Annotated in this window: 20 protein-coding genes and 1 other RNA gene; 7 read left to right on the top strand and 14 right to left on the bottom strand. The window is 31.2% G+C overall.

Annotation, left to right across the window (positions count from 1 at the left end):
- Window positions 1–129: 129 nt before the first annotated feature.
- The 11 genes from N5D46_RS13085 to ssrA form a co-directional block, all read right to left on the bottom strand.
- Window positions 130–675, bottom strand: coding sequence for a DUF4352 domain-containing protein (locus N5D46_RS13085; protein ID WP_280050205.1), 546 nt, complete (start codon window positions 673–675; stop codon window positions 130–132).
- Entirely contained in the window at window positions 659–1,126 is a 468-nt protein-coding gene (locus N5D46_RS13080; RefSeq protein ID WP_280050202.1) for a hypothetical protein, read from the bottom strand. The genes N5D46_RS13085 and N5D46_RS13080 overlap by 17 nt, the downstream gene beginning before the upstream one ends.
- 341 nt (window positions 1,127–1,467) lie before the next feature.
- Window positions 1,468–2,778 (bottom strand): phage terminase large subunit, encoded by a 1,311-nt coding sequence (locus tag N5D46_RS13075; protein WP_280050200.1) that lies wholly within the window; start codon window positions 2,776–2,778, stop codon window positions 1,468–1,470.
- On the bottom strand, window positions 2,775–2,969 hold the full coding sequence (locus N5D46_RS13070) for a hypothetical protein (RefSeq protein WP_280050198.1): 195 nt from the start codon (window positions 2,967–2,969) through the stop codon (window positions 2,775–2,777). The genes N5D46_RS13075 and N5D46_RS13070 overlap by 4 nt, the downstream gene beginning before the upstream one ends.
- A gap of 7 nt (window positions 2,970–2,976) precedes the next feature.
- Entirely contained in the window at window positions 2,977–3,345 is a 369-nt protein-coding gene (locus N5D46_RS13065; RefSeq protein ID WP_280050197.1) for a hypothetical protein, read from the bottom strand.
- A 24-nt stretch (window positions 3,346–3,369) separates the two neighbouring features.
- A complete protein-coding gene (locus N5D46_RS13060; RefSeq protein ID WP_280050196.1) occupies window positions 3,370–4,158 on the bottom strand; it encodes a hypothetical protein in 789 nt (262 codons plus the stop codon).
- A 10-nt stretch (window positions 4,159–4,168) separates the two neighbouring features.
- Window positions 4,169–4,471 carry a helix-turn-helix domain-containing protein gene (locus N5D46_RS13055; protein ID WP_280050194.1) on the bottom strand — a complete coding sequence of 101 codons (303 nt, stop codon included), beginning with the start codon at window positions 4,469–4,471 and terminating at the stop codon, window positions 4,169–4,171.
- Window positions 4,472–4,531: 60 nt separating this feature from the next.
- Window positions 4,532–5,293, bottom strand: coding sequence for a hypothetical protein (locus tag N5D46_RS13050; RefSeq protein WP_280050192.1), 762 nt, complete (start codon window positions 5,291–5,293; stop codon window positions 4,532–4,534).
- A gap of 2 nt (window positions 5,294–5,295) precedes the next feature.
- A complete protein-coding gene (locus N5D46_RS13045) occupies window positions 5,296–6,036 on the bottom strand; it encodes a Fic family protein (protein ID WP_280050190.1) in 741 nt (246 codons plus the stop codon).
- Window positions 6,037–6,040: 4 nt separating this feature from the next.
- Entirely contained in the window at window positions 6,041–7,312 is a 1,272-nt protein-coding gene (locus N5D46_RS13040) for a site-specific integrase (RefSeq protein WP_280050188.1), read from the bottom strand.
- Window positions 7,313–7,487: 175 nt separating this feature from the next.
- Window positions 7,488–7,885: a transfer-messenger RNA gene (gene ssrA / locus N5D46_RS13035) on the bottom strand.
- Window positions 7,886–8,026: 141 nt separating this feature from the next.
- Here ssrA and N5D46_RS13030 point away from each other — a divergent pair.
- The 3 genes from N5D46_RS13030 (at window position 8,027) to N5D46_RS13020 (ending at window position 11,027) form a co-directional block, all read left to right on the top strand.
- The gene (locus tag N5D46_RS13030; RefSeq protein WP_280050187.1) at window positions 8,027–9,532 is read left to right on the top strand and encodes an aldehyde dehydrogenase; all 1,506 of its coding nucleotides are present in this window, start codon (window positions 8,027–8,029) and stop codon (window positions 9,530–9,532) included.
- 63 nt (window positions 9,533–9,595) lie between these two features.
- Entirely contained in the window at window positions 9,596–10,630 is a 1,035-nt protein-coding gene (adhP, locus tag N5D46_RS13025; protein WP_038336794.1) for an alcohol dehydrogenase AdhP, read from the top strand.
- A 16-nt stretch (window positions 10,631–10,646) separates the two neighbouring features.
- Complete coding sequence (locus tag N5D46_RS13020; protein ID WP_280050185.1) at window positions 10,647–11,027, top strand: DUF779 domain-containing protein; 381 nt, start codon at window positions 10,647–10,649, stop codon at window positions 11,025–11,027.
- Window positions 11,028–11,108: 81 nt separating this feature from the next.
- On the opposite strand, the gene gltX is transcribed toward N5D46_RS13020, so the two are convergent.
- Entirely contained in the window at window positions 11,109–12,617 is a 1,509-nt protein-coding gene (gltX, locus tag N5D46_RS13015; RefSeq protein WP_280050184.1) for a glutamate--tRNA ligase, read from the bottom strand.
- Window positions 12,618–12,735: 118 nt separating this feature from the next.
- Between gltX and N5D46_RS13010 the strand changes: the two genes are divergently transcribed.
- The 4 genes from N5D46_RS13010 (at window position 12,736) to N5D46_RS12995 (ending at window position 18,153) form a co-directional block, all read left to right on the top strand.
- Entirely contained in the window at window positions 12,736–13,605 is an 870-nt protein-coding gene (locus tag N5D46_RS13010; protein ID WP_280050182.1) for an MBL fold metallo-hydrolase, read from the top strand.
- Between the two features lie 86 nt (window positions 13,606–13,691).
- Complete coding sequence (gene ricT, locus N5D46_RS13005; RefSeq protein ID WP_280050180.1) at window positions 13,692–15,365, top strand: regulatory iron-sulfur-containing complex subunit RicT; 1,674 nt, start codon at window positions 13,692–13,694, stop codon at window positions 15,363–15,365.
- Window positions 15,349–15,810, top strand: coding sequence for a gliding motility lipoprotein GldH (locus tag N5D46_RS13000; protein WP_084106949.1), 462 nt, complete (start codon window positions 15,349–15,351; stop codon window positions 15,808–15,810). The genes ricT and N5D46_RS13000 overlap by 17 nt, the downstream gene beginning before the upstream one ends.
- Window positions 15,811–15,816: 6 nt before the next feature.
- Window positions 15,817–18,153, top strand: a complete 2,337-nt coding sequence (locus tag N5D46_RS12995) for a transglycosylase domain-containing protein (RefSeq protein WP_280050179.1) — start codon at window positions 15,817–15,819, stop codon at window positions 18,151–18,153.
- A gap of 55 nt (window positions 18,154–18,208) precedes the next feature.
- On the opposite strand, the gene N5D46_RS12990 is transcribed toward N5D46_RS12995, so the two are convergent.
- Together N5D46_RS12990 and N5D46_RS12985 are read right to left on the bottom strand one after the other, a co-directional pair.
- Window positions 18,209–18,430: a hypothetical protein gene (locus N5D46_RS12990; RefSeq protein WP_280050177.1), complete on the bottom strand. Its 222-nt coding sequence runs from the start codon at window positions 18,428–18,430 to the stop codon at window positions 18,209–18,211.
- Window positions 18,431–18,444: 14 nt separating this feature from the next.
- On the bottom strand, window positions 18,445–18,969 hold the full coding sequence (locus N5D46_RS12985; protein WP_280050175.1) for an N-acetyltransferase: 525 nt from the start codon (window positions 18,967–18,969) through the stop codon (window positions 18,445–18,447).
- Between the last annotated feature and the right edge of the window lie 87 nt (window positions 18,970–19,056).

Genomic DNA, 19,056 nt, shown 5'->3' with positions numbered 1-19,056 from the left:
TATATTTTATTTAAATTCTTTTAGATTTTAAATAAAATAATCCGAATTTTTACAGCTTAACTCTTGTTTGATTGTAAAAATTCAGATTAAAAACCTCAACAATAAAATAAATATTGTTAGTTAAAGTAATTATTCAATAGCCCCTAATTCAATTAAATCATCTGAGTTCGCTCTTCCTGGTCTATAATAGAATGTACCTTTTATTTCATTAGGAATCTTGTAAACTAATTTAGTTGTTTTAGATGTCAATGGATTGATTTGGTCTAGTAACAATCCCCAACCTTCAAGCATTACAGTTTCTGATTTATCAAATTTATAATCTTGACCATTATAATTAATCAAAAGCTCGCCATCCATAAGCATTCTACTTTCATTACTTGTATTTTTGAATGTAACATTCAAAACCAAATATTTAATCCCTGATTCTTTAGGTAAATCTGCAAATTGATTTCCTGTATTAATACTTTCTTCAACTCCAACTTTATTAACTGTAACATCAAAATATTCTGTTTTAAGAGGTTCTCCTACTTGCGTTATTTTAGTGTTATTCTCCTTAATACTAGTAGCTGAAGTAGAATCTGAAGATTTTTTATCGTCATCCATACTACCAAATGCAATAAATGTAAAAAATGCAATAGCAAGAGCTGAAAAAATAGTTTTAGAATTTTTTTTCATAATTGTTTAATTTAAAATTATAAGTAATTGATTTATTAAAAAAAATAAAAGGGAGGAGTACTCCAAGGAGATAAAAAAATAAGTCTGATAAGTCAAAAGTACCTGATACAATATTTAATAATTGAGCAACTTCTGAAAATATAGCTACTAAAGGAATTATTATAATCCAAAAAATATTTTTGAAGTCTACTTCTCCTTTCCAAATCCAAAGTATTAAACACACATAAGAAAAAATCCATAATCCATCAGGCAATGAAAAAAGTACCCAATTTGGAATCAAATATTTATATTCTTTAAAATACTGTCTTAATTCTAATACAAAATCACTAACTCCAATAACTTTATACCATGAAAACATTTTTAAAGAAGTACTTCTAAAAATAATGTAAATTAAGCTACCTAATAAAAGGCTTATTAGATAATTATAAATAAAAAAAATTGACTTTTTCATATAATGTTTGATTAATAAGATTGAAAAATCGTTCTAAAGTAATCTACTTAATTATCATATAATTACGTTAAACCGTAAAACACAAAAAAAGCGTGGAACTAAAACTAAATTCGTTTATCAGGTATCGCCAAACACCCACATCCCGAACAAGATTAGCCCACGCCATAGCGTGAGCGTAACTTATTATTCATGGGATGTTTTCAATAATTTGGCGATTTTGATAAACCCGAATAAAAGCTAACGCTTATGTATTATATTTTTAAATTTGAATACTATTTAATTCATTCTATTATTTTGTATTACTTATACAAAAGTAAATAAATTATATCTAATTAAGTAACTTATCCAATAGGCAGAAGATAGACAAATTCACCTCTAAAATTTTTTACCCAATTTGCATAAATTAAACTATCAGCATAATCAGGACTTTTCCCTAATATTTTTTTAATAACATCCTTACCTGCTACTTTTACAGTTTTATCTGAATAAATTTCATACTTAATTGCTTGTAGTTCTATTATTAATTTATCATCTGTCAGATTTCCTATTTTACCTTCAATAATATCTTTTCTCAACTCATAATACATTTGTGAACGTAAATTATAAGGTTTAAAGGCTTCCTCTTCCTCAGTTTCTATTGGTTTAGAACCTCCTTGAATATCAATTACATTAAATCCTTCATTTTTCAATCCATCAACTACACCAGCTCCAATTCCTACGCTATCAATCCCTACATAACCTGCATCAATATTATAATCAAATATTAATTGTTTGGTTCTGTTAATTACGTCTGTTGTTGAGGTTTGAGAATAACTTTCAATTAATTCAATATTACCATTAATTAAAATTGTAAAAACAGTACTATCATCTCCATATCTTGCGACATCAACTCCCATAGAAATCCCTATATCATTAATAAAAACTCTTTCTTTTGCTCTTATAATTGCTTCGTTAGGGATTAATTGATTAATAGAATCTGATAAACTCCAATCAGCATATAAATATTTTTGTAGGAAATTTGGACTGTCTTTAAAAGCTTCTTTTAGATTAATTACATACTCACTATTTTCATCATAATTATCTGTAGTAAGACTTTGAATATAAACCTCATCATTATTTTTTGATTGAATAAAAGTAGGAATCAACCAACAAGGCTCAGGATTGCTTGTTAAACGCCCTTCATACTGAGGTTTAGTTTTATTAGGCAAAATCCATCTTAACCTACTTTTTAATAGCTTGTAAACATCAATAGAAATTTCATTTGCTTCATCTATTCCAAACCATCCAATCTCCAAACCTTTAATTTTTTGTAACATTGGGTCTTTTGAAATATTAGCATCTATAAAAGTCAAAGTAGAACCATTAATAAAAGTAACTTCTAAACTTGTTTGATTAAAATTCTTTATGATTTCCTTTGGACAAATTGAAAGAAAAGTAATTAAAGTAGTTCTTCTGAGTACTGATAACTCCTTTCTCACAATTACAAGTCGATTTCCATTATACATCATAGCCTGTTTAATTGCTTCCGCACATAGAAACCAACTTTTACCTCCTCCCATTGCACCACCAAACAAAACATACTTAGCTCTACATTTATGGGCTTCTGCTTGTTTTGGATGAGGTTTATAATATTGAGAAAAATCTATTGTCATTTGTTTAAGAATATTCCATTTTTTGCTTTTCCTTCTGATTTTGCTTTTTGATATTCATAATTTTGTGATTCATCCCAAGGGTATTCATCTTTACATCTACAATAGTTTTTTTGACACATTGTTATTAAATCTCCTTTTATATTTTTCTCTGTCTTAATAAATAAACATTGATTTTTTTCTGAATTTTTCATGATTTTTTTAATTTGGTATTGAACAAATGAATTTTATTTCTCCTGAATGTTCTATTTCTTGTTTATATAAACCTTGTAATGTTGTAAGCTCTTTATTTACCGATAAAGCAGTTTTAAAATCCTTTTTCTCTACGCTTAATCTGTATAAGTCCTCATACCTTCTTACTGCCTTAGCATAATCATATTCAACTTTCCTTTTAATTGATTTTTCTACTAAGGATTTAGCTCTTTCTATATATTTATCAGCTTGTCTTTCTCCTATATTCCAATTTTCAGAACAATGTAGAATTATAAACTCTCTCATATTTCCATTTATGAGCATTGTAGCAATGTCTTTTATTCGTTGTTCTACTGTTATCTTATCTGATTTCTGCATTTCTTAAAGTTTTTTAGGTTTCTTTCAATCTTCCCATTTATACCGTTTAGATTTTTTCCTGTATTTAAAGCGTTTTCTCTTACCATAAACATTACTAATAATTAAACTACTGTCCACAACTTTAATAAAGCCATCTTTAACTCTTAATCTACCAAATAGCTTTGGATTCACTCCTTTAATTAAATTCATATTAGAAGAAGAAATCTTATTTCCATTATCGTCTATTAAAAATGATGTTCTTTTTTTAATTTTTAGAAATCCTTTCTTTTCCGCTATTCTTAAGTAATTATTTGCAGTACTTTTTGATACATTAATACTTTTTGCAAAATAACTTATTGGTAAAGGGTACATATTTTTAGAATAGGATGAGCAATTCAAATTGGAATCTTCCATTTTTGACTCCGATTGCTCTTTCCTATCTAAATATCTTTTTTTACTTATTAAATATCCTACAATAGCCGATATACAAAACTCTTTAAAAAACTCAAAATCATCCAATTCGAAAATAACAGCTGATTGAGAATTGAAATTCAAAATTTTATGAATTTGAGAATAGCTAATTATTCTATGAGAATGCGTTTTACTATTTATCGTAATTATTTTTTTCATTATTAGCCATTTATAACAACTTTCAACAGTTTTATGAGTTGTCGCTAAATCAATAGCCCATGTTTTAAATAGTTTCCTCTCAAATAGTATATGACCACTTGAAATACTTTTTAAATAGACTAATAATTTTAAATGATTGATTTTTCGATTTACTAATCCGTAAATACAAAGCTCTACAGGTATTGTAGTATAAATTTGTAGCATAGCAATAAAATCAATTAATTTTATATTTAATTGATTTTATTTTAGATAATAAAGAATCATCTATATCTGATTCTTTATAAAGTACTCTATGTCCAATTTTAACAGCATTGATAATACCTTTTTTAGTATAGGTATCTAATGTAGTTAATGATAAATGTAGTTTTTTTGAAGCTTGTTGACGAGTTAAATACCCATCAATTGTATTAGATTCTTTTTGTAAAACTAAATTAGTTTTTAATACATCTAATACTGAATTTTTAATTAATAGCTCTAAATCTTCAAGAGAAACTGTAATTAATATTTGTTGTTGCATAATTTTCTGTTTTATGCAACAAGATTAGTTTAGGTTATTATTAGGTTAACCTAATTCGTCTTATTTAGAAAAATCTGAAGTTTTAAACCCTATATCTTTCAAGTTACTCTCAACCTTATTAACTTTATCTAATTTTTCAAATGGATTATTTTTTTGACTTACATTAGTAGAGCTAATCATTGGATTAAGATAAGATTGAAGGGTTCTTGGTTTAACACCTGTTACACCACTTAAATATTCAGCTAATTTATTAGTTGATGTTAAAAATAAAGGTTTGGTTCTAAGATAATCTATAACCCCTAATCTTTGTAAATATATTATTTTATCTTTTCCATCTGAATCTGAATAGTCAAATAATTCTAAATTTTCATCAACATTAGACAAATAAAAATTGAATTTTGAACTTGAAGCTAATTCCAAGTTATATTCTGCAACTTTTGAAATTATATATTTTTTATCGAAGTACGCTCCAAAATCTATACGTATAAAATCATCAATTAATTCATTATTTTTTTTAATTAATTCCAAATCTGGAAGTGATTTAAGTATTTCAATAAAATTTACTAAATGTTCTTCAAATCTTTGATAAGAATACAATTTTTTATCTTCTACAGATAAATTTTCTTTTGAATAAAAACTAATAAACAGATCAAAAATATTAGAAGAATAAAAATCAATTATTCCATCTAAATAATATCTAGCTCTTTCAATCGAATCTATATCATTTTTATCGAAGTTCGTTGCAGAAGGTATTCTTCTGTTAAACTTTTCAATTATTTGTTGATTTAAGTATTTAAAATCGTGTAAAATTTCTGATTCCATGTTTATCCTTCTACTACTTTAATAATTCTTTGCATTGTCTCTTCTACATTCTCGGCAATAAGATTAATAAAAGACTCTTTATTATGTTCTACTTGTGCAGTTTCTAATGCAGAATAATATTTTAACCGACTTTCTATATCGCCTTTCAAAATTGCAATAGGGAATCCGTTTTGTAAAAGAATCAAATTCATCAACAATCTTGCAGTACGTCCGTTTCCGTCTATAAAAGGGTGTATTGTTACTAAACGTTCGTGCATTTCGGCACTCAATACAACTGGGTGTAATTTATCTTTGTTCTCATTGTACCATATAAACAAACTTTCCATTTCTTTTGCAACTAAAAACGGTTGAGGTGGAACGTGCTTTGCTCCCGAAATCAATACTTGTAAATTTCTATACTTTCCCGCTTGTTCGTTATTGATTCCTTGCAGAATTAAATAATGGATTTGCAATAAATCTCTTTCTGTAATTGTTTCATTTTGCTTTGCAAGGTCTTTGATATATTCAATTGCATTTTGATGATTAACTGCTTCTAAATGCTCATTCAAAGACTTTCCACCAATCGTTAAACCTTTCTCAATTACAAGGGCTGTTTCTTGTAATGTCAAAGTGTTTCCCTCTATTTTATTACTTTCATAAGTGTATTCAATATCAAAGGCTTTTGCTACTTTATCGCTTTGTAAATTTCTAAGCTGGTTAAGATGTTGTTTTAATTTATCTAAGTGATTGTATTTATTTTCCATAGTCTTATTCGTTAATTACTTTGTTGATATTTATAACTTTTGCTTTTGGCTGAGGTTCTTTTGTTGGTTCTAATTTAGACCTTAACAAATCTGCTTTTTGCTTATCATTCATTTTAATATACGTTTGCAAGGTTTTCGTCTGTTTATGTCCCGTCCCAATCTTCAACGTATCTAAATCAATTCCCTTACTATAATTAAGCGTTACAAACGTTCTGCGTGCTGTATGGCTACTAACCATTTTATATCGTGGTGTTTCATTTTCGGAACTGCAAGGTATTTCTAAGGTATTACATTTTTCAGCTACTTCCTTTATGTATTCATTAAATTTTACATTTGAAATTTTAGGAAGTCTGTAATTGTATTTTATTAATATTCTCCTAACTGAATTTAGTAATGGAAGTGTAATTGCTTCATTGGTTTTTTGTTGACGAATAGAAATATATTCATCATCAATAATATTGTTTTTATCAACCTTATTCAAATCTGAGAAACGTTGACCTGTATAACACGCAATCAAAAATAAATCTCTCACTTGTTCCAGACGTTTATCTTTTGATAAATCTAAACTTTCCATTTCTACAAGCTCCTTTTCGCTTAATGCAATATTATCAACCTCAACATCTTTTGTCAAAAATCGACTGTTATGTAAAAAAGGATTTACTTTTATTCCTTGTTCTTCTATAAAATATAAAACTGTTCTTAAAAATTTCATCTTACGATAAACAGTTGTAGGAGCATAATTTTGAACGTTTATCAAAAAATCAACATAATCATTTCTAAATTTCAAATCTATCATTTCCGTATTATAAACACGTCTTTTCAATTTCTGAAAATCTTCAAAATTATTTTTTGCTTGCTTATATTTCTGAACCGTACTATTTGCAGTATTCGATTTTATTGTATCAACATAATCATCAAAATAATCTGCAATTGTTTTTTGTTCTACTTTCTTAAATTGTGGGTTTTGTTGAAAATATTCTAAATCAAAAAGGTTTTTAAACTCTTCTTTGATTGGTTTTCTTTCATAAGTACTTATAAACTTTTCATAAATAGACCTTGCTGTATCTTCAAATAAATTAAGTTGAAGATTAATATTACTGACATTAGATACATTTACAGTATCTTTTATTCTTTGTTTATCCTTATTCCAATATTTAGGAATTACCTTTTGTTTTGTAGATAAATTAAAACGTACATTATCTATTCTAAAAGCACAAACGATTAAAGTTTCATCTTTTGCTTTTGTTTCCTTAAGAACAAAATTTAACCTCAGCATATTAATTAGTATTTGATAATAACAAATATAACTTAAAAACAAATTAGTATACCATTTAGTGTACCAAAATTTTACTTTTACTTAGTTTTAGTTTGTTCTAATTACTTTATAAAAACAAAAAAACCGCCTATTTAAGCGGTTTTTTGTTAGTTTTAAAATTAACTAAGATTCGTTTTTGTGGAGCTGGCGGGATTCGAACCCGCGTCCAAACAAGCAACAAATAAGCTTTCTACATGCTTAGTTTATTATTAATTTTCGACGAAATCCTGAGAATAAACACTCTGTCATCCGCTTATCATCTAAAATCTCGAAACCTATCCGATGCACTAAGGTTTCTATTCTTACTTTCCCGTGTCCCTGTATCAAACGCCGTAAGTCAAGGCTTTTGAGGGACATTCAGCTTCTATACCTAGTATAGACGTGGCGTATTCTTACTAAAATTCAGAATTATGCAGCTAAAGCGTACTCTTCGTTGCCAGTTAAAAAGTTGAAGTGCCTGATTAAAGTGAGTACACAACCTATCACTGCATGCTTACTTACCCATTGGCCTTGCTGTCAAAACCAGTCAGCCCCATAAATAAATTGTCAATAAATAATTGACGGATGCCAAATGTACAAATTTTATACCAAATAGAATTAACTTTTTCTAAACATAATTATTGAACAAATTTGAATAAATTAGAAAAAATTTAATTCACAAAAAATTTTAATAAAATGGGAAACTTAGTTAATGTACCTACATTCAAAGATCATTATGACAATTACATCAATGGTCAATTTACGCCACCTACAAATGGAAAATACTTTGATGTTGTAACGCCACTTACTGGAAAAGTTTTTACAAAAGCTGCGCATTCTTCAGAAGAAGACTTAGTAAAGGCGGTAGATGCTGCTCACGAAGCTTTCAAAAGTTGGAGTCAAACTTCGCCAACGCAACGAAGCATTATTTTGAATAAAATTGCAGATCGAATCGAAGAAAATTTACAAAATGTTGCGGCTGTAGAAACCTACGATAACGGAAAACCAGTTCGCGAAACGTTGAATGCTGATATTCCTTTAGCTATCGATCATTTCAGATATTTTGCTTCAGTTATTCGTGCTGAGGAAGGTTCTATCAACGAATTAGATAAAGATACAGTTTCAATTATTATCCACGAGCCAATTGGTGTTGTTGCGCAAATTATTCCTTGGAACTTCCCAATTTTGATGGCGGTTTGGAAATTAGCTCCTGCGTTAGCTGCTGGAAACTGTGTGGTTTTAAAACCTGCTGAATCTACTCCTATCTCGATTTTATATCTATTCGAATTAATTGGAGATTTATTACCTCCAGGAGTTGTTAACATTGTAAATGGTTTTGGTGGAGAATTAGGTCGCGCATTGGTGACAAATCCTAAAGTATCGAAAGCTGCATTTACAGGATCTACAGCTACAGGACGTTTCGTGATGCAATATGCAACAGAAAATATTATTCCGGTTACCTTAGAATTAGGTGGAAAATCACCAAACGTGTTCTTCGAATCTGTGATGGATCATGATGATGATTTCTTAGACAAAGCAATTGAAGGTGCAGTATTATTTGCACTTAATCAAGGTGAAATTTGTACGTGTCCGTCACGATTATTGATTCAAGAATCTATTTATGATAAGTTTATTGCACGAGTTGTAGAACGTGTAAATATGATTAAATCAGGAAATCCTCTTGATCCTGAAACAATGATTGGTGCGCAAGCTTCTCAAATTCAGTATGACAAAATTTTAAGTTATATTAAATTAGGAAAAGAAGAAGGTGCAGAAGTTTTAACTGGTGGAGATGCTAATCATTTACAAGGTGAATGCGAAACAGGTTATTACATCAAACCAACTTTATTAAAAGGTCACAATAAAATGCGTGTATTCCAAGAAGAGATTTTCGGACCTGTGTTAGCTGTTACTACTTTTAAAGATGAGGCAGAAGCAATTGCAATTGCTAATGATACAATATACGGTTTAGGTGCTGGTGTTTGGACGCGTGATGCTCATCAATTATACCAAGTTCCTCGTGCTATTCAAGCCGGACGTGTTTGGGTTAATCAATATCATAGTTATCCTGCTGGAGCGCCTTTCGGAGGTTATAAACAATCTGGAATCGGACGTGAGAACCACAAAATGATGTTAGATCATTATCGTCAAACTAAAAATATGTTAGTTTCTTACAGCAAAAAGAAACTTGGATTCTTCTAGTCAAAACATTTAAAAATGCTACCATTGATATCTATTTTAATAATAATTTAAAACCATAATATTATGATTCCAAAAACAATGAAAGCGGCGGTTGCACAAGGATATGGACAACCTTTAAAAATTCAAGAAGTTCCAGTAAAAACTCCTGGGCGATATGAAGTTCTCGTAAAAGTAATCGCATGTGGTGTTTGTCATACAGATTTGCATGCAATTGATGGAGATTGGCCTGTAAAAGCTAAAATGCCTTTAATTCCTGGACACGAAGGGGTTGGTATTGTCGTAGCATGTGGACCAGAAGCTCAAGTGAAAGAAGGTGACGCTGTTGGTGTTCCTTGGTTATATAGCGCTTGTGGATGTTGTGATCATTGTATTACTGGATGGGAAACACTTTGCGAAGCTCAACAAAATGGTGGATATAGTGTAGATGGTGGATTTGCTGAATATGTAATTGCAGACTCTAGGTATGTAGGGCATTTAAAATCGAATACAAACTTTCTAGAAATAGCTCCAATTTTATGTGCTGGTGTAACAGTGTATAAAGGATTAAAAGAAACGGATACTAAACCTGGAGAGTGGGTTGCTATTTCTGGAATTGGAGGCTTAGGACATGTTGCTGTACAATACGCAAAAGCAATGGGGTTGAAAGTAGCTGCTATAGATGTTGCTGATGACAAACTAGATCTAGCAACAAAACTTGGAGCTGATATAACTGTAAATGCTAAAAATACAGATCCTGGAAAATTTTTGCATAAAGAAGTTGGCGGAATGCATGGAGCTCTAATTACTGCAGTATCTCCAATTGCTTTTAAACAAGGAATTGATGTATTAAGACGTAAAGGAACAATTGCTTTAAACGGATTACCTCCAGGATCATTCGAACTACCTATTTTTGAAACTGTTCTAAAACGAATCACCGTAAGAGGTTCTATTGTTGGAACAAGAAAAGACTTACAAGAAGCATTAGATTTTGCTAACGAAGGTTTGGTAAAAGCTACTGTAACACCAGCTAAATTAGAAGACATTAATGATGTTTTTGACAAAATGAAAAAAGGTCAAATTGATGGTCGAATAGTATTAGATATAGCTAGTACAACTTAAAAAAAAATTTTTCTGTATGAAATCAATTAATCGTATATCTGCATCTGATAAAGCAAAAAAACTTCTAGTTGAATTAAAAGCAAAACATGGCGATTTAATGCTTTATCAAGCGGGAGGTTGCTGTGAAGGAACGCAACCGCAATGTTTCAGAAAAGGAGAATTTTATCTTCGATACAAAGATGTTTGCATAGGAGAAATTGATGGAGTAGAATTTTGGATTGACAAAGATTTGTTTGAATATTGGAAACATGCACATTTTGAATTAGATGTGATCGATGCTATCGGCGCTGGAGGATTTTCGTTAGAGGTTCCATTAGGTAAAACCTTTAAAGTAAACTACCGAATTTTTAGTCCAGATGAATTAGAAAAATTACAACCCGTAAAAATCAATTTATAATTTTTTCATTATTTTTTTTAGTTTTAAAATGAAAAGCCACTGATTTTGTCAGTGGCTTTTTATATAATTATGCAATAAATCTTAACCTAAAGTTTCAATAATCTTATTGATACGTGAAATAGTTTCTTCTTTTCCTAACATAGCCATAATAACTGGTACATCTGGTCCTTGTAATGCACCAACTAAACTAAGACGTAAAGGCATTCCAATTTTCCCAAAACCAATTTCTTGCGTTGTAACAAATTCTGCCATTGCATCGTGTAAAATTTCTGACGTAAATTCTGATGAATTTAAAACATCAACAAATTTTCTTAAAATCTCTTTCGAATCATCTTTCCAAGCTTTTTTAGCTGCTTTTTCATCGTAAGTAGAAGGAGCTATATAAAAGAATTGACCTTGTTCGTAAATATCTTTTACAAAGTTTGCTCTTTCTTTTAACAATTCAACCACTTTTGCGTCTAAAGCTGGATTAGCTTCGATTCCGTTTTCTTTTAAAACTTCTTCGAAAGATGGCAATAATTCTTCAACAGATTTTTGTTGTAAATATTGATGATTAAACCAAGTTGCTTTCTCTGGAGAAAAACGTGCGCCCGATTTCGAAACTTTTTCTAATGAAAATGATTGAGTCAATTCTTCCATTGTAAAAATCTCTTGATCAGTTCCAGAGTTCCATCCCAATAAAGCTAACATATTCAATACTGCATCTGGGAAATAACCTTCTTGTTTGTATCCTTTTGCAATTCCCTCTTCTGTTTTCCATTCCATTGGGAAAACTGGAAATCCGTGTTTGTCTCCATCACGTTTACTTAGTTTTCCTTTTCCTTCTGGTTTCAAGATTAATGGTAAATGTGCGAAACAAGGTGCTTCCCAACCAAATGCATCATACAATAATTCATGTAAAGCCATTGATGGTAACCATTCTTCTCCACGAATTACGTGAGAAATTCCCATCAAATGATCGTCCACAATATTAGCTAAGTGATACGTTGGCATTCCATCAGATTTAAACAAAACTTTATCATCTAAAGTTGATGCATCAATCGTGATTTTTCCACGAATCATATCATTCAATAAAACTGTACGAGAATCATCAATTTTGAAACGAATCACATAAGGCGTTCCATTCTCAATTAAAGCTTTTGTTTCAGCTTCTGTCATTGACAATGAGTTTTTCAACTTTCCTCTTGTCGACCAATTATAAATAAATGTTTCTTTATTTTCGTCTGCTTTTGCACGTGCAGCGTCTAATTCTTCTGCCGTATCAAACGCATAATATGCATTTCCAGAAGCTAATAATTCGTCTACATATTGTTTGTAGATTTCTTTACGCTCTGATTGACGGTAAGAACCTAAATCTCCACCAAAACCAACACCTTCATCAGGAGTTAAGCCTAACCATTTCAACGAATCGATAATATATTGTTCAGCACCTTCCACATAACGTGTTTGGTCTGTATCCTCTATTCTTAATAAGAATTTTCCGTTATTATGTTTTGCGAAAAGATAATTGTATAACGCAGTACGGACTCCTCCGATGTGTAACGCACCTGTTGGACTTGGCGCAAATCTTACACGAACTTCTTTTGCCATTGTATCAAAATTTTTGCAAATTTAAGTCGTTCAATTCTATAATAGATATTTATTTTAAATAATATTCTATTTTTTATCTTCGTAAAACGAAAATTCAACAAAATAAAACCACATAAAAATGAAATTATATACAATAGAAACAGGAAATTTTAAATTAGATGGCGGTGCCATGTTCGGAATTGTACCAAAATCGATTTGGAATAAAACCAATCCTGCTGATGATAGAAATTTAATCGACCTTGCGATGAGATGTCTATTAATCGAAGATGGTAAACGATTAATATTGATTGATACAGGAATCGGAACTAAACAAGATGCAAAATTCTTTGGTTTTTATTATTTATGGGGCGATGCTACTTTGGATAACTCTTTAGCCAAACATGGTTTTCATCGCGATGATATTACAGATATTTTCTTGACGCATTTGCATTTTGATCATTGTGGTGGCGCAATTCAATACAACAAAGAGAAAGATTATTTAGAAGCTTCATTCAAAAACGCAAAATTTTGGTCGAATGCGAATCATTGGGATTGGGCAGTAAATCCAAATCCACGTGAAAAAGCGTCTTTCCTGAAAGAAAATATTCTACCTCTACAAGAAAGCGGACAATTGAATTTTATCGATTTACCTCAAAATGGATCAATTTTAGAAAATTCTCCACTTGGTTTTGATATTTTATTTGTGGACGGACATACCGAAAAACAAATGTTGCCAATAATCACTTATAAAGGTAAAAAAATAGTTTACATCGCAGATTTAATCCCAACTGTAGGGCATATCCCGTTAATTTATGTAATTGGGTTTGATACACGACCTTTAATAACAGTTGAAGAAAAAAGAACGTTTTTACAAAAAGCAGTCGAAAATGAATATATTTTGTTTTTTGAACACGATCATGTCAACGAATTGGCTAAATTAAAATTAACAGAAAAAGGTGTAAGATTAGACCAAACCTATTCATTTTCAGAAGTTTTTGATTCAATTTAAAATCAATTTCATAACCGAAATGATTTCACAAATTCAGAAAAATATTTTCATACCTTTGTGTTGTCATTAAAAAAAATTATAGAAGCATGGGATGTGGATCTTGTGGAACTTCTAATGGCCTTCCGAAAGGATGTAACAATAATGGTGCTTGTGGCACTGATGGTTGTGGAAAATTATCAGTTTTTGATTGGTTATCGAATATGCAACTTCCAAATGGACAAGAAAAGTTCAATTTTGTGGAAGTTCGTTTCAAAAACGATCGAAAGTTTTATTATAAAAACGAAAACAACATATCTCTAAATATTGGCGATGTAATCGCTGTTGAAGGAACGCCCGGTCATGATATTGGGGTTGTTACACTTACGGGTGAGCTTGTTAGAATCCAGATGAAAAAAAAGAATCTTTCGTGGACTACGGAAGATGTCAAGAAGGTTTATCGCAAAGCGAACCAAAAAGATATAGAAACTTGGGTAGAGTTTCGTGATAGAGAAAAACAAACAATGGTTGATTCTCGAATTATGGCGAAAAACCTTAATTTGGAAATGAAAATTTGTGATGTTGAGTACCAAGGAGATGGAGCGAAAGTTACATTTTATTATACAGCAGAAGGACGTGTAGATTTCAGACAACTAATCAAAGAATACGCTGGGAAATTTGGCGTAAGAATTGAAATGAAACAAATCGGATATCGTCAAGAAGCAGCAAAAGTTGGTGGAATTGGATCTTGTGGACGCGAATTATGTTGTTCTACTTGGTTAACAGATTTCCGCTCTGTGAGCACTGCTGCAGCACGTTATCAACAATTGTCAATTAACTCGCAAAAGTTAGCTGGACAATGTGGTAAATTAAAATGTTGTTTAAATTTTGAATTAGATTCATATTTAGATGCATTAAATAGTTTTCCATCAATGGAAAGCCGTTTCGAAACTGAAAAAGGTTGGGCACATTGTGTTAAAATAGATGTTTTCAAGAAAGAAATGTGGTTCGCTTATGATAAAGGAGGAATTGTTTGGTACAAATTTTCGGTAGACGATATTCAAGAGTTTTTAGCAATTACTGCAAAAGGTCTAAAAACTGAACCTTTAGAAGATTTAGCTAAAAATGTAGAGGAATCGAAACCAGATTTTACAGATGTAATTGGTGAAGATTCTTTAGAACGTTTTGAACGTAAAGAAAAACAGAACAAAAAACGTAAAAGAATTAAGAATAATCAAAATTCTGGAAACGAAAAAGTTGCGGCGAATACTAATAATCTAAAACCTCAGATGGCAAAACAAAAACAGCCTAATGAAGCCAAAGATAAAGCAAATCGTCCTGAAAATAAACAAGGAAAGAATCCAAATCAGTCTAAAAAGAATAATCAAAATAGACCGATCAAAAATTCGAATCCTAATCAGAATCAGCAACTACAAAATCAGCCAAAAGAGAAGCAACAGCCAACTCAGGCAAAAGAGCAACAAGTTCAACCAAATACTGATCAGCAAAAGCCGCAAGGAAATAATCGAAATCGCAATAAACAAAAGCGAAAACCGAATAAACCGAGCAATAATAGCCAACAAAATAATCAAACAAATCAGGCTAATCAGTCAACTCAACAACCAAAAAAACAACCTCAGCAAAATAATCAAAATGCTGAGCAAAAACCGAAAACTAAGGACGAGAATCATACAAATAATTCTCAACCGAATCCAAATAAATCGAAGAATCGAAGTAAAAAAAGATTTAATCGTGGGCCAAAACCAAATGATACGCAACAGTAGTTTGCTTTTTATTTTAGTCTTTTTATTGTTTAGTTGTGAGGCTAAACATTATTATCAAGACACAAAAGATGTGAAAGACGAATGGAAGAGTAATCAACCTCAAACCTTTACGTTTGATGTAAAAGATCCAAAACCTTCGGCTGTTAACATTGGATTTGTGTTAAGAAATAATACGTCGTATGAATATAGTAACTTATATTTGTTCACGAAATTCATCGATCCTAAAGGAAACGAAATGATTGATACCTTACAGTATTACATTGCAAATCCCGATGGAAGCTGGATTGGTAAAGGAATGACAACAAAAGAAATGATGTTGGTTTATCGTGAAAATTTACCAATAAAAGACTCTGGTCGCTATCAACTAAAAGTTTGGCAAGGTATGCGAACAAAGAATTTGAAAGGAATCGAAGACATTAGTTTGATTGTTGATAAAGCTGAATAATACAGAATGGAAAACAATAAAAATCCTAAAACAAGCGCAACTTCTAAAGCAAAAAAGAAGTTCAATAGCTTTTCATTAGCCAAAAAAATAATCGTTACCATTTGGGTACTGTTTTTTTGTGCCGTATTAGGAATTTTCGGAATCTTTTGGGCGACATCTAACGGATGGTTAGGTGAAATTCCCAATGTACGTGATTTAGAAAATCCTGATATTTATGTTTCATCAGAAATTATTTCTTCTGATGGTGTTTTGTTAGATCGTTTCGAAGCAGAACGCAGAACACCAGTTGATTACAAAGATTTACCTCCACATTTGGTTGACGCATTGTTAGCAAAAGAGGATGTTCGTTTCTTTGATCATTCAGGTGTAGATATTAAAGCTGCTTTCCGTGCTATATCTTCAGGAGGTGATTCAGGAGGTGGATCTACAATTACACAGCAGTTAGCAAAACAGTTGTACACAAAAGATCCTTCTTCTAATAAAGTGAAACGTGGTTTACAAAAACTAAAAGAATGGGTAACATCTGTTCAATTAGAAAAATTGTATACAAAAGAAGAAATCATTGCGATGTACTTCAATAAGTTTGACTTTATCTATGGTGCAAAAGGTATTGAATCTGCTTCTAAAGTTTATTTCAACAAAACAACAAAAGAATTAAACTTAGATGAAGCTGCAACATTGGTTTCAATGTTTCAAAATCCTGTAAAATTCAACCCTGTAAAAAATCCTGCATTATCTACAGAAAAAAGAAATCTTGTATTAGATCAAATGATGAAATACAACAAAATTTCTCAAGCTGAAGGGGAAGCTGCAAAAGCTACACCATTGGTTACAGATAAACAAGATATTATGCAGCATGATGAATCACATTCAGCATATTTCAAATCTGCTTTGAGAAAGGAAATTCAGCAATGGATGGTTGATTATGAGAAAGAAACAGGAAAATCTTATAACCTTGAAAAAGATGGTTTAAAAATTTATGTAACGTTAGACTCAAGAATGCAAAATTTAGCTGAAGAAGCGGTTAAAAAACAATTAAAAGTTTTACAAGATCAATTCTTTGGAGAGCAACGTGGACGTAGTTTAGCACCATTTTATAATATTTCTGCTGCAAAAAGAACACAAATCTTTAAGCAAGCAATGGCTCGTACAGATTTGTATAAAAAGATGAAAGCCGAAGGAAAATCTGAAGCTGAAATCGAAACTGTTTTCAATACACCTCGCGACTCTGTTCAGTTCTTTACATGGAACGGAATTCAGTACAAAAAAGGAAAAACATTGATGGATTCAATCGAATATCACAAACATATTTTACAAGCTGGTTTAATGTCAATGGATCCAAAAGATGGAACAATCAAAGCTTGGGTTGGAGGAATCGATTGGAATTATTTCAAATTTGACCATGTAAAACAAGCTCGTCGTCAGGTAGGTTCTACGTTCAAACCGTTTGTTTATGCAACAGCGATTAATCAATTAGGATTAACACCTTGTCATACTGTTTCTAATGAGAGAATTCCAGGAAATTGGTCTCCTCGAAATGCTAATGGTAAATATGGTGGATCTCAAGATTTAAGAACTGCATTAGCTTATTCAACAAATATTGTCGCTGCTCGTTTGATTATGCAAACAGGTACAGAACCTGTAATTCAAATGGCTCGTGACCTTGGAGTTGAATCTCCTATCGTAAAAGACCCTACAATTGCATTAGGTTCTGCCGATTTATCATTGTATGAAATGGTTGGTGCGATGAGTGCTTTTGCAAATGGTGGTATTTACATTAAACCGCAATTAATCTTAAGAATAGAAGATAAACAAGGAAAAGTTATCAAAGATTATACACCTCAAACACGAGAAGTTGTTAATGAAAACGTAGCGTACACTATGATTGATTTGATGAAAGGTGTTGTAGAAAGAGGTTCTGGTTCGCGTCTTAGAAATAGATATAACATCACAGCGGAAGTTGCTGGTAAAACAGGTACAACAAACGAAAACTCTGACGGTTGGTTTATGGGATTAACGCCTAATTTAGTAACTGGAGTTTGGGTCGGAGCAGAAGATCGATTTGCACATTTCGCAAGTACAGCAACAGGGCAAGGAGCGAATACGGCATTACCTATTTGGGCTTACTATATGCAAGATGTGTACAAACAAGGAGGAAAATTTGGTGTAACTGCTGGAGATAAATTTGATAAGCCTAAGGATATCGAAAAACATTGGGATTGTTCAAATACCTATGGATTCCATCAATATGATGAAATGTATGATCCAGGTCCAATTATCGAAGGAAGTGGTAGTGAAAGCGTAGGCGAAAACTATGAAATTCCTGAAGAAGAAGGTCAATAATTAAATTGATATAAACACAAAATAGCCACTCAAAATTGAGTGGCTATTTTTATGCTTATAATTCCTCTTTTTCATCTTCGTTATCAAACTGATTGTTGTACGCTTCACGCTCTTGTGCCAATTTCTTTTCGCGTTGTTTTTTCTTATAATCTCGAATTGTCATATAGGTTAACAACACAACAAGCGCTGCAACTAAAAAATAATTAGCATACGTAAATAAGTTCGTAATTGTATCCGTTACCACCTCATCAGGCGTTACAACAGCGTTTTCTTCCATAGGAAATATTTTTATTATTGATAGAATTCTTTCGGATATTCTACCATTCCATTTATATTTTTCAGCGCATCTTCCACCAACTCAATTGCCATACAATTTTCATCAGGAACCTCAAAAGGTAATTGAATATCAAAGTCAGATACTTTTCGGTAACCAAATTTAGGATAATAAGTTGGATGACCTAACAAAATAATCGATTCAAAACCTAATTCTCTCGCTTTCTTATGCGCAAATTCTATTAAATGACCTCCAATTCCATTTCCTTGATAATTAGGTAAAACCGCTACAGGAGCAAGTGCTAAAGAATCGTAAGAAAAATCTGAATGTTTAATTTTAATCTTTGTCAATAAAATATAACCAACAATCATTTCGTTCATTTCACATACCAAAGACAAATCAGGAACAAAACTATCAGAATTTCGTAATCGTTCTACTAAAAACTGCTCACGATGATCACTATATTCTTCATTTTCAAAAGCCTTTTCAATCAATTCAAAAACCTGATTATAATCTTTTTCCTCCTCTTTCCTAATATTCATTCCTTCATAAATTGATTAACCTTATAAAATTAGAAAAAGGTTTTAACAAAACAAACAACAAATCGTATCTTTGTCGCTTATAGATTT

Origin of the sequence: Empedobacter sp. GD03865 (assembly GCF_029840775.1) — a bacterium.
GTDB classification, from domain to species: Bacteria; Bacteroidota; Bacteroidia; order Flavobacteriales; family Weeksellaceae; genus Empedobacter; species Empedobacter falsenii_B.
The sequence above is the reverse complement of the archived record's forward strand: the minus strand, read 5'-3'. Positions and strand labels throughout refer to the sequence as shown.

Bases quoted from the DNA above. Each gene is read 5' to 3' on its own strand.
- N5D46_RS13085 (WP_280050205.1), bottom strand. From the start codon at position 675: ATGAAAAAAAATTCTAAAACTATTTTTTCAGCTCTTGCTATTGCATTT.
- N5D46_RS13080 (WP_280050202.1), bottom strand. From the start codon at position 1,126: ATGAAAAAGTCAATTTTTTTTATTTATAATTATCTAATAAGCCTTTTA.
- N5D46_RS13075 (WP_280050200.1), bottom strand. From the start codon at position 2,778: ATGACAATAGATTTTTCTCAATATTATAAACCTCATCCAAAACAAGCA.
- N5D46_RS13070 (WP_280050198.1), bottom strand. From the start codon at position 2,969: ATGAAAAATTCAGAAAAAAATCAATGTTTATTTATTAAGACAGAGAAA.
- N5D46_RS13065 (WP_280050197.1), bottom strand. From the start codon at position 3,345: ATGCAGAAATCAGATAAGATAACAGTAGAACAACGAATAAAAGACATT.
- N5D46_RS13060 (WP_280050196.1), bottom strand. From the start codon at position 4,158: ATGCTACAAATTTATACTACAATACCTGTAGAGCTTTGTATTTACGGA.
- N5D46_RS13055 (WP_280050194.1), bottom strand. From the start codon at position 4,471: ATGCAACAACAAATATTAATTACAGTTTCTCTTGAAGATTTAGAGCTA.
- N5D46_RS13050 (WP_280050192.1), bottom strand. From the start codon at position 5,293: ATGGAATCAGAAATTTTACACGATTTTAAATACTTAAATCAACAAATA.
- N5D46_RS13045 (WP_280050190.1), bottom strand. From the start codon at position 6,036: ATGGAAAATAAATACAATCACTTAGATAAATTAAAACAACATCTTAAC.
- N5D46_RS13040 (WP_280050188.1), bottom strand. From the start codon at position 7,312: ATGCTGAGGTTAAATTTTGTTCTTAAGGAAACAAAAGCAAAAGATGAA.
- N5D46_RS13030 (WP_280050187.1), top strand. From the start codon at position 8,027: ATGGGAAACTTAGTTAATGTACCTACATTCAAAGATCATTATGACAAT.
- adhP (WP_038336794.1), top strand. From the start codon at position 9,596: ATGATTCCAAAAACAATGAAAGCGGCGGTTGCACAAGGATATGGACAA.
- N5D46_RS13020 (WP_280050185.1), top strand. From the start codon at position 10,647: ATGAAATCAATTAATCGTATATCTGCATCTGATAAAGCAAAAAAACTT.
- gltX (WP_280050184.1), bottom strand. From the start codon at position 12,617: ATGGCAAAAGAAGTTCGTGTAAGATTTGCGCCAAGTCCAACAGGTGCG.
- N5D46_RS13010 (WP_280050182.1), top strand. From the start codon at position 12,736: ATGAAATTATATACAATAGAAACAGGAAATTTTAAATTAGATGGCGGT.
- ricT (WP_280050180.1), top strand. From the start codon at position 13,692: ATGGGATGTGGATCTTGTGGAACTTCTAATGGCCTTCCGAAAGGATGT.
- N5D46_RS13000 (WP_084106949.1), top strand. From the start codon at position 15,349: ATGATACGCAACAGTAGTTTGCTTTTTATTTTAGTCTTTTTATTGTTT.
- N5D46_RS12995 (WP_280050179.1), top strand. From the start codon at position 15,817: ATGGAAAACAATAAAAATCCTAAAACAAGCGCAACTTCTAAAGCAAAA.
- N5D46_RS12990 (WP_280050177.1), bottom strand. From the start codon at position 18,430: ATGGAAGAAAACGCTGTTGTAACGCCTGATGAGGTGGTAACGGATACA.
- N5D46_RS12985 (WP_280050175.1), bottom strand. From the start codon at position 18,969: ATGAATATTAGGAAAGAGGAGGAAAAAGATTATAATCAGGTTTTTGAA.